The sequence below is a fragment of the uncultured Nostoc sp. genome, from assembly GCF_964245575.1.
Lineage (GTDB): Bacteria > Cyanobacteriota > Cyanobacteriia > Cyanobacteriales > Nostocaceae > Nostoc.
In genome coordinates this window covers 1-9,169 of the sequence record NZ_CAXTNP010000292.1, presented here as the reverse complement: position 1 = coordinate 9,169, position 9,169 = coordinate 1, and the positions used below count along the sequence as shown (strand labels likewise).

The 9,169-nt window shown below is 41.4% G+C and carries 10 protein-coding genes; 3 read left to right on the top strand and 7 right to left on the bottom strand.

Annotated elements, in window-relative coordinates:
- Nucleotides 1-142 precede the first annotated feature (142 nt).
- Nucleotides 143-883 (bottom strand): SDR family oxidoreductase, encoded by a 741-nt coding sequence (locus ACFFAP_RS31720; RefSeq protein ID WP_375514939.1) that lies wholly within the window; start codon nt 881-883, stop codon nt 143-145.
- Between the two features lie 362 nt (nt 884-1,245).
- Between ACFFAP_RS31720 and ACFFAP_RS31715 the strand changes: the two genes are divergently transcribed.
- Nucleotides 1,246-2,202 (top strand): aldo/keto reductase, encoded by a 957-nt coding sequence (locus tag ACFFAP_RS31715; protein WP_375514938.1) that lies wholly within the window; start codon nt 1,246-1,248, stop codon nt 2,200-2,202.
- Here ACFFAP_RS31715 and ACFFAP_RS31710 read toward each other — a convergent pair.
- From ACFFAP_RS31710 to ACFFAP_RS31685, 6 genes are all read right to left on the bottom strand, one after another.
- On the bottom strand, nt 2,150-3,382 hold the full coding sequence (locus ACFFAP_RS31710; RefSeq protein WP_375514937.1) for a cysteine desulfurase family protein: 1,233 nt from the start codon (nt 3,380-3,382) through the stop codon (nt 2,150-2,152). The genes ACFFAP_RS31715 and ACFFAP_RS31710 overlap by 53 nt on opposite strands.
- A 5-nt stretch (nt 3,383-3,387) precedes the next feature.
- Nucleotides 3,388-4,014, bottom strand: a complete 627-nt coding sequence (locus ACFFAP_RS31705; protein WP_375514936.1) for a restriction endonuclease subunit R — start codon at nt 4,012-4,014, stop codon at nt 3,388-3,390.
- Between the two features lie 24 nt (nt 4,015-4,038).
- A complete protein-coding gene (locus tag ACFFAP_RS31700) occupies nt 4,039-4,434 on the bottom strand; it encodes a hypothetical protein (RefSeq protein WP_375514935.1) in 396 nt (131 codons plus the stop codon).
- A 3-nt stretch (nt 4,435-4,437) separates the two neighbouring features.
- Nucleotides 4,438-4,827, bottom strand: coding sequence for a hypothetical protein (locus ACFFAP_RS31695; protein WP_375514934.1), 390 nt, complete (start codon nt 4,825-4,827; stop codon nt 4,438-4,440).
- Nucleotides 4,828-4,894: 67 nt separating this feature from the next.
- On the bottom strand, nt 4,895-5,374 hold the full coding sequence (locus tag ACFFAP_RS31690; protein WP_375514933.1) for a peroxiredoxin: 480 nt from the start codon (nt 5,372-5,374) through the stop codon (nt 4,895-4,897).
- A gap of 185 nt (nt 5,375-5,559) precedes the next feature.
- The gene (locus tag ACFFAP_RS31685; protein ID WP_375514932.1) at nt 5,560-7,479 is read right to left on the bottom strand and encodes a protein kinase; all 1,920 of its coding nucleotides are present in this window, start codon (nt 7,477-7,479) and stop codon (nt 5,560-5,562) included.
- A 166-nt stretch (nt 7,480-7,645) separates the two neighbouring features.
- Here ACFFAP_RS31685 and ACFFAP_RS31680 point away from each other — a divergent pair, with 166 nt between their 5' ends.
- Both ACFFAP_RS31680 and ACFFAP_RS31675 read left to right on the top strand, forming a co-directional pair.
- Complete coding sequence (locus tag ACFFAP_RS31680; protein ID WP_375514931.1) at nt 7,646-8,500, top strand: FAD-binding domain-containing protein; 855 nt, start codon at nt 7,646-7,648, stop codon at nt 8,498-8,500.
- A gap of 18 nt (nt 8,501-8,518) precedes the next feature.
- Complete coding sequence (locus ACFFAP_RS31675; RefSeq protein ID WP_375514930.1) at nt 8,519-8,935, top strand: hypothetical protein; 417 nt, start codon at nt 8,519-8,521, stop codon at nt 8,933-8,935.
- The last annotated feature ends 234 nt before the right edge of the window (nt 8,936-9,169 follow it).

Genomic DNA, 9,169 nt, shown 5'->3' with positions numbered 1-9,169 from the left:
GGGGACAAGGGGACAAGGGGACAAGGTGGATGAACGGAGTTTTGAGGTGGATGAATCCAGTTCAAATACTCGTTAATGAGTATCAAAGGTGGATAAACCGAGTTTTCTAACTCCTGCTCAATGCCCCATGCCCCCTTACTTTTTACCAGGGAATCACGCCATTCTCATCAAAAAACCCTCCGCTAGAACCATCATCAGGTAGAGTAGCAAGTCTCACTGCTGCTGTGGCTCCCTGCTCAACAGTGCGATACCCTTGGTGTTGATTAATGTCAGTTGCTGTGAAACCAGGGTCAGCAGCATTGACTTTAATCGGGGTATCTTTAAGATCAGCAGCCAAAAGAACTGTGATCGCATTCACTGCTGTTTTTGATGAGTTATAAGCAAGATACTTAGAATCAGCGAACTCACTATTTGGGTCAGAGTTTAGAGTCAGAGAACCTAAACCACTTGATAAATTCACTATTCGCCCTGCTGTTGACTTTTTCAAAAGTGGCAACAGCGTTTTTGTAACTGCAAACACTCCAAATACATTCGTTTCATAAGTGTGTCGCAGTGTTTCAATATCAACTTGACTGGGTGGAAGACGATCGCCATCACTTAGTATCCCAGCATTGTTCACAAGGATGTCAAGTTTTCCGAATTCGCTCTCGATTTGTTTACTTGCAGAGTCGATTGTTTTTTGGTCGATGATATCAAGTTGAACTGATCGGGCATCTATCTGATTTGAACAAAGTTTATTCGCCGCTTCTTCACCACGTCCTATATCTCTTGCACCAACAAGAACAGTAGCACCTCTAGAACCTAGTTGGCGTGCAATCTCATACCCGATACCTTTGTTTGCACCTGTGATCAGCGCAACTTTGCCTTTTAAATCTTCTGACATATTACTTCTCTATTTTGATAAACACCCTAAACTGTTACCATCTTCGAGCAAGTCTAGTGTATAGGAATCCGATTTGATTTATGAAAAAATTTAAGTATATGTAGGGTGTGTTATCGCCAAGAGTACGGCACCAAACTATCTGATGGTGCGTTAGCCTCTGGCTAACGCACCCTACGTGTATTTCACGCAATCAAATATGAATCCTATACAAGTAGTATGTGTCAACACAACATTCATCCTACATAAGTAGTGATTGGCTATGATGTTTCCACCAGTAGTCATTCACACCTGAGATAGCGGTTGAGAAAATATTTGCAACCTAAACTAGCAATTGACTCAAAAATTCTTGGAGAAACATAGATATGCAAACCAAACAGCTTGGTAATTCGGAGCTTCACATTACCCCAATCGGCTTTGGAGCCTGGGCGATCGGTGGAGGTGGATGGGCTTTTGGTTGGGGAGAGCAGGATGACCAGGAATCGATCACAGCGATCAATCACGCTCTCGACCTCGGCGTTAATTGGATTGACACCGCAGCTGTCTATGGTCTGGGGCATTCTGAGGAGGTTGTTGCTAAGGCGCTCAAAGGTCGATCTAATCGCCCCTACATTTTCACTAAATGCTCACTGATCTGGGATGAAAAGGGCAAAATCGGTAACAGTCTGAAGGCGGATTCTCTGCGGGGGGAGGTTGAAGCTAGTCTACGCCGGCTCGATATTGAAACTATCGACCTTTACCAGATCCACTGGCCTAACCCAGAGTCAGAAATTGAAGAAGGCTGGACGACTTTAGCCAAGCTCAAGGATGAGGGTAAGGTTCGCAATATCGGGGTTTCAAACTTCAATGTAGAACAGTTGAAACGTGCCCAGGAGATTGCACCAGTTACTTCATTGCAACCGCCTTATTCACTGGTTAAGCCCGATGTCGAAAAGGAGATTCTACCTTTTTGTAAAGAAAATAACATAGGTGTGATTGTTTATTCACCTATGCAATCTGGGTTGCTTACAGGAAAGATGACACCTGAGCGGGTTGCTAATTTCCCAGATAATGATTGGCGCAAGAATAATAGTGAATTTCAGGAGCCACGTCTATCTCGTAACTTGAAGTTGGTGGAGTTATTGCAGCATATTGGTCAACAACACGATCGCTCGCCGGGTGAGGTAGCGATCGCTTGGACTTTAAACAATCCGGCGTTGACAGGGGCGATCGTTGGCGGACGCAATCCTAAGCAGGTGGAAGGGATCATCGGGGCTGGAGAATTTCGCCTCAATCAGCAGGAACTAGATCAGATTGGGGCTTTCCTGGGCGAGAATCCATAAAGGAGGAATTACGTAAACTTTGAATGGTGGCGATCGCATGTTTCGCCACAATATCAATTTCCTCTTGGGTATTAAACCGTCCAATCCCAAACCGCACTGATGCATAAGCTAGCTGTTGGGAATGTCCCAGTGCTGTAAGAACATGGGAGGGTGCAGTGGTTGCCGATGAGCAAGCAGAACCAGAAGAAACCGCCATTACTGGCTGCAATCCTAGCAAAAGTGCGGCTCCATCCACTCCCTCAACACTGATATTCAAGTTTCCCGCCAATCGCTCTTGAGGGTGTCCGTTGAGATGAATTCCTTCAAGTTGGGAAAGCTGTTCCCACAAGCTTTGCCTTAACTGGGTGAGACGTTGGGTTTCTGTGGCTTGTTCTGCTAAAGCGATTTCTACAGCTTTCCCAAAGCCGACAATCTGCGGTGGATACAATGTCCCAGAACGCATTCCCCGCTCATGTCCGCCGCCGTGCTGCTGAGGAGCCAGTTGCACTCTGGGGTTGCGCCTGCGGACGTACAGCGCCCCAATGCCCTTTGGGCCATATACTTTATGTGCTGTTAACGACATCAAGTCAATTTTCATCGCTTGCACATCCAAGGGAATTTTACCAATAGCTTGGGCTGCATCGGTGTGAAATATGATATTGCGATCGCCTCCGGTGTGGTCTAGGCGATCGCGGCACATTTCCCCAATTTCTGCCAATGGCTGCAACACACCAATTTCGTTATTTGCAGCCATTACTGACACCAAAATCGTCTCAGGACGGCAAGCCTTTTTTAACTCAGTTAAATTAATCAATCCATCTTTTTGGACAGGGAGAATAGTAATTTCAAAACCGAGAGTTTTTAAATAATTACAAGGGTCAATAACTGCACTATGTTCAGTGGCAACAGTAATAATATGCTGACCTTTTTTAAAATAAGCTTCAGCAACACCTTTAATAGCTAAATTATTAGCTTCTGTTGCACCACTCGTAAAAACAATTTCTTCGGGAGTGGCGTTAATTGCTGCTGCTAAAATCTCTCGCGTTTGTTTGACAGCAGCTTCTGCTTCCCAACCATAAACATGACCGATACTAGATGGGTTGCCAAAGTTTTCTGTGAAGTAGGGGAGCATTGCTGCTAATACCCGTTCATCTACGGCTGTAGTAGCATGGCAATCAAGGTATATAGGACGAATAGACATAATTATTAACTCAAAATTTGACTCAAATTTTTTAATACACTTAGAACCTGATATAGTTCACTTTTCCGTTTCAAAAGTGTAAATTCATCAGACAAGGCATACTTTGGTATATTTTTTTTAGTAAGTTTTACAAAAATAAAATGACTACCATTGGTTACTAATCCAAAAGTAGGTTTGTCTTGATTAGGATTAGCCAACATATAAACAAGTGCTTGAGGTATGGCTTCTAAAAGAGAAAAGCTAGACCTTTTAGATTCAATTATTAACAACCAAAATTGTTCTTGAATAACTAAAAAATCAATTCTACCTCTAATAACTTCTCCTTCATCTTCCGCAGAAATTTCTATTGATTGCTCGCCTCTCATATAAAAAGGCTCATCATAAAATCCAGCTAAATTGAGTAAAGGAGATAAAACTAATAGTTTAACCGTTTCCTCTGACAAAGGAGGATACTTGACTAAACGGAGAAAATGAAGTTTTACTTTGTCTAAATCCTGCTTTTCTAAATCTGTAATTTCCGGTAAATTTTCAAACCATTCTGTAAAAAATGCCTCATTTTCAGCTATCTCTAGACTAAATTTTTCCTCCAAATAGGCAAGCCCTACATTTTGTGCTTGGATAAATTGAACCATAATTTATGCAACTCTATATATTATCTAAACAAAACCTAGTTCTGTTTGGCATAACCCTAACAATTCCTGTGCTGAGTAGACTCTTTGACTTGAATCATAGACAACACAAGACCATTTTTTGGCAAACTGACACGCAAACTCTAGCGCTAGTTGCTCACTTCCTGAAGTTTTGCTGAGATCAAGTAGAATGTGAGTCTGAGGTTTAGCTGTAAGCTTCTGGGTTATGAGTTCAATTTCATCAGGATTAAAATTTTTTAATTCAGTGTTATCTAAAACAATCCAAACATGAGTATTGTCTCTAGAAATCCGCCCATCATATATATGATCTGGATGTAGTAATACTCCAGAATATTGCAGAAAACTCAAAAACTCTCCTGGTTTAATCTCAGCACTAGAAATTAGGGAAATCGGTTCTGGCATCACTTATACTCCTAGTATGGATAATAATTCTAATAATTCATCTTGATTGCAAACTACATAACTGCCTGTAGCGATGATATCTTGAGCCGGAGTAAATTTATAATTGGGTGCATAGAGAATAACTGGCTTATTCAAGGGATTCAAATCAGAGTTTGATATCAACTTTTGAACTTGCTTTAACTTCCGAGCAGTTTGGGTTGTTACTTCAATGATAGCGTTGCTGGTTTCCACATCGATTTCACCAATTTCACCATTTAGACCTACTGCTTTGTTGAAACTAACTAAATCAAACCCTGCCCGGATAATAGCATTAGCTACTTTACCTTCCAGAACTTTTTGAGGATTGACTGAGTTCAGCGCATTGATAATTGCTTGCTCAAATAGGCTGCTCACATCCTGCTTTATTACTATAAATATGATTCACGTAGCATTGCTGTAACTATACCTCTATCCAGTCGCGTTACGTAGCTGCTAATTCCTCCAATTTAGTTAAAACTGCTTTAGCATGTCCTTTGGCTTTTACATTCGGCCAAGCATAGGCAATAATTTTATCCGGTGAAATGAGAAAGGTTGAACGAGCAACACCCATATATTCTTTGCCCATAAATTTTTTTAAGCGCCAAGCGCCGTAGGCTTCTGTCAAAATATGTTCTGGGTCACTCAAGAGGGTGATTGACAAGTTATGTTTGCTGATAAATTTACAATGGGACTTACCCAAGTCTGGACTTACCCCTAAGATTTTTGCTCTCAGTTCGCTGAAGTCTTGATACAATTCGGTGAAATCTTTCGCTTCGGTGGTACAACCGGGTGTGTCATCTTTTGGGTACAAGTAGAGAACAACCCACTGACTGCTGAGGTCGTCCAGAGTGACTGAATTGCCATTTTGGTCAGGGGTGGAGAAATCTGGCGCTGGTTGTCCGACTTGGGGAATGTTGCTCATGATGGGGTGTGAGAGATTGGAATCGCTTTAGGATTGTACATAAGTTGAGCGATCGCATCTTATTCATCAGTAGCGATCGCTTTAGAATTGTACATAGATTGAGTGAGTAATTTGATTTACTCGTATGATGAATTTATTTGCAATGTTTATATTGGCGTAGATAAGGCTGTGTTCTTAGTTTGAAGCTATTGTATTCGCCACACTTTGATTGTGGAGTCCCGACTACCGCTAACCAAGGTTTGTCCGTCTGGGCTAAATACTAAAGATGTAACAGCATCTGAATGCCCAGTGAGAGTATCAATTTCTTCACCAGTGCTTAAATTCCAAAGTTTAATTTTTTCGTCACTACTCCCACTAACCAAAGTCTGCCCATCTGGACTTATTGCCACAGAATTTACAGTGCCTAAATGCCCAGTCAAAGTAAAATTTTCTTCTTTTGAGTTCATATTCCATATTTTAATAGTTTTGTCAATGCTGCCACTAACCACAGTATTTCCATCTGGACTTATTGCTACAGAATAGACACCAGCTAAATGCCCAGTGAGAGTACAAATTGACCATATCTTGATACTTTTGTCTTCACTACCGCTAACAAGGGTTTTCCCATCTGGACTAATTGCCATAGTAAACACTGGCCCTGAATGTATGCTAAGAGTGCGAACTAGCTCTCTATTATTTAGATTCCATACTTTAATATCACTACTGCCACTAAACAAGGTTTGCCCATCTGGACTGATGATTAGAGCAAAAATTTGGTACGAATTTTCAGTAAAAGTATGAATTTCTTCGCCTGTAGTTATATTCCATGCTTGTATTATACCTTTGCTACTACCACTAACTAAACTATGTCCATCTGGACTAATTACCAGACATTTAACTACGTCCTGAGCTAGAGTGATAGTCAAAATTTCATCTCCATTCTTAAGATTCCACACTTTAATTGTCATGTCATTACTGGCACTAATTAAAGTCTGTCCATCTGGGCTAATGGCTATTGAATTAATCCAGCCAGAATGACCAGAGTACCAACTTCCAAGAGTGTATTCTAGAAAAAATCTTGGGTTATTGACTGTAGATATCTGGTTATACAACTTCGACTGATATAATTTGGGAGGATATAAACTCTCATAAATTTCTGCTAACTTTTGTAAAATTACCTGGGTATTGGCTGGGCGCTTATTAATTGGACGTGCCATCAGTTTATCTATCAAATCTGCTAGCGAGGCAGAAATTTTAGGGGCTTTCTGTCGCCAATTCTCTAACTCATCTGTGTATATATCATGGTTATATTGATCGCACAGGTCAAAAGGATGTATTCCTGTTATAAGATGGACAAAAGTACGACCCAAGGCAAAGAAATCTGACTGCTGAATGGCACTTCCAGTAGCTTGCTCTAAAGGCGAGTAACCATCACTAACTGCTCTCGTGCCCTGTCCAGCCAATTTTTTTTGTTCGTATGTTTTACTAATTCCCCTTGCAATACCAAAGTCGATTAACACCAATTGCCCATTCGGTTGAAGCATGATGTTAGACGGTTTAATATCTCGATGAATCAGCTGCTGTTGATGTACTTCATGCAATGTGTTTGCCAGTTGGTTTAACCAATCAACTGCCAGCTTTTCACTAATGGGGCGATTGCCTCTTTTTTGTAACCACTCATGTAAATTTTCTCCTTCAATTTTCTCCATTACTAAACAATGCACTGGCTGTTGAATATTTATAGGAAAAAAATTGAAATATTCTTCCCCTTGTGGAATACCTGGATGATTAAGCTTACTTAAAACTTCAGCTTCTCGCTGGAATTGTTCTACAACCTTAGGATCATTTTTCTTCTCTTCCTTAAGAACTTTTAAAACTTTGGGTATATCACTGCGATCTCTAACTTCATAAATGTCGCCGTAGCCACCTTTATCGCTAAGTAAACGAGTTACCCGATAGCGTCCTTCTAATAGCAATTCAGAGCCACAGCTTTGACAACGAAGTAGATTATCAGGGTTGTCAGTATTTTGGCAGTTAGGATTGATGCACAGGCTCATTGTCTCTAAAGTGGCAGATTTATCTGATATTTTAGCTTTACTTACTGATAAGCTGGAGAAAATCGGCATTAATGCGATGCCTGCGGCGGGCTATGCCTACGCACTCATTCATCTTTGCTTCCCATGAAAAAAGTTCTCTCATAAGGTTGAGAGCGATCGCTTGTATTTATCCGCCATAATAATGACTTAACCTACAAGTATTTTTGTTTATCTATTCTCACCCTTCAAAGTTCACATGACTAAAGATATGCAACGCGAATTTACCAACCGCGATGAGTTGGTAGCCTACCTGCGCGAACAATTCCCAGATGCGGCACAACGCGATGACCACATCAGTGAAACCGTGGGGGGACGCAAAGCTGCACAGAAAGCGCTGCAAAAAATCGATGCAGTAAGCTACGCGCAAACACGAAATTTTTTCACAGGTGCGGTGACGCGACTCTCGCCTTACATCCGCTATGGCGTTTTGAGTTTGCGAGAAATTCGAGATTATGTCCTTGACCGGGTACAGCACCAAAACGAAGCTACTAAACTAATTAACGAGTTAGGCTGGCGTGACTACTGGCAACGATTGTATATGAAGTTAGGGGATGGAATCTGGAAAGACCAGGAAGAGTACAAAACTGGTTACACTGTAGATGAATATGCACCCGAATTGCCGCAAGATATCAGACAAGGAACCACAGGCAGAGTTTGCATCGACAGTTTTAGCCGTGACTTGAAAGAAACTGGCTATCTACATAACCACGCCCGCATGTGGCTAGCGGCTTACATTGTCCATTGGCGGCGTATTCGTTGGCAAGCAGGAGCCAAATGGTTTCTCGAAAACCTTTTAGATGGAGATCCTGCTAGTAATAATATGTCATGGCAGTGGGTTGCTAGCACCTTTAGTCAGAAACCGTATTTTTTCAATCGTGAGAACTTAGAACGTTACACCAAAGGCATTTATTGCCAGAAATGTCCGCTTTACGGTCATTGTGATTTTGAAGGCAGCTATGAAGAATTAGAACAGCGACTTTTTCCCAAAGGGGAATTTAGCAAACAAGCTAACAGCCAAAGTTGGCAGCGTGGAAAGAAAGGTAAAAAGTGAGCTAAAAAACCAAAAAAGATGAATAAATCAATTGTTTGGGTACATGGAGACTGCCTCAGTCCATACAACCCCGGACTACAAAAATACCCTGATGCACCAGCTATCTGGGTTTGGGACGAGGCTTTGATAGAGGAATGGCAACTGAGTCTCAAACGCATTGCTTTTATCTACGAATGCTTGCTAGAGTTACCCGTTGTTATCCGTCGTGGTGATGTGGCACAAGAAATTTTAGCTTTTGCTAAAGAACATGATGCGAATTTAGTTCTCACAGCCGACAGTCCCAGTCCCCGGTTTGATGATATCTGCAATCAAATGCAGCCTTCCATAGCAGTCCAAGTGCTAAAGGTGGAACCATTTTTTGACTATGACGGCTATATTGACCTGAAGCGGTTCTCGCGCTATTGGAAAGTGGCTCAAAATTATGTTTTTGAATAGCCCAATTGTAAAATTGTAATGTCTGGCGATCGCTTCTTCTAGCAAAGTTTGATAGTTTGGTACTTACAGACGCAAGCTTCAACTGATGAAGCAATACGCTTGGGTTAAGGCTTGATCCTCCCTAACCCTCCTTTTTAAGGCTTGTCATTACCCACATTTTTGTAACAGTCAAAATATTTCGCCTACCCAGATCCCGCCCATAACTTAAGTTCAGAAGCTCAACTTCCGAGTTCA

Bases quoted from the DNA above. Each gene is read 5' to 3' on its own strand.
- ACFFAP_RS31720 (WP_375514939.1), bottom strand. From the start codon at position 883: ATGTCAGAAGATTTAAAAGGCAAAGTTGCGCTGATCACAGGTGCAAAC.
- ACFFAP_RS31710 (WP_375514937.1), bottom strand. From the start codon at position 3,382: ATGTCTATTCGTCCTATATACCTTGATTGCCATGCTACTACAGCCGTA.
- ACFFAP_RS31705 (WP_375514936.1), bottom strand. From the start codon at position 4,014: ATGGTTCAATTTATCCAAGCACAAAATGTAGGGCTTGCCTATTTGGAG.
- ACFFAP_RS31675 (WP_375514930.1), top strand. From the start codon at position 8,519: ATGAATAAATCAATTGTTTGGGTACATGGAGACTGCCTCAGTCCATAC.
- ACFFAP_RS31680 (WP_375514931.1), top strand. From the start codon at position 7,646: ATGACTAAAGATATGCAACGCGAATTTACCAACCGCGATGAGTTGGTA.
- ACFFAP_RS31715 (WP_375514938.1), top strand. From the start codon at position 1,246: ATGCAAACCAAACAGCTTGGTAATTCGGAGCTTCACATTACCCCAATC.
- ACFFAP_RS31700 (WP_375514935.1), bottom strand. From the start codon at position 4,434: ATGCCAGAACCGATTTCCCTAATTTCTAGTGCTGAGATTAAACCAGGA.
- ACFFAP_RS31690 (WP_375514933.1), bottom strand. From the start codon at position 5,374: ATGAGCAACATTCCCCAAGTCGGACAACCAGCGCCAGATTTCTCCACC.
- ACFFAP_RS31685 (WP_375514932.1), bottom strand. From the start codon at position 7,479: ATGCCGATTTTCTCCAGCTTATCAGTAAGTAAAGCTAAAATATCAGAT.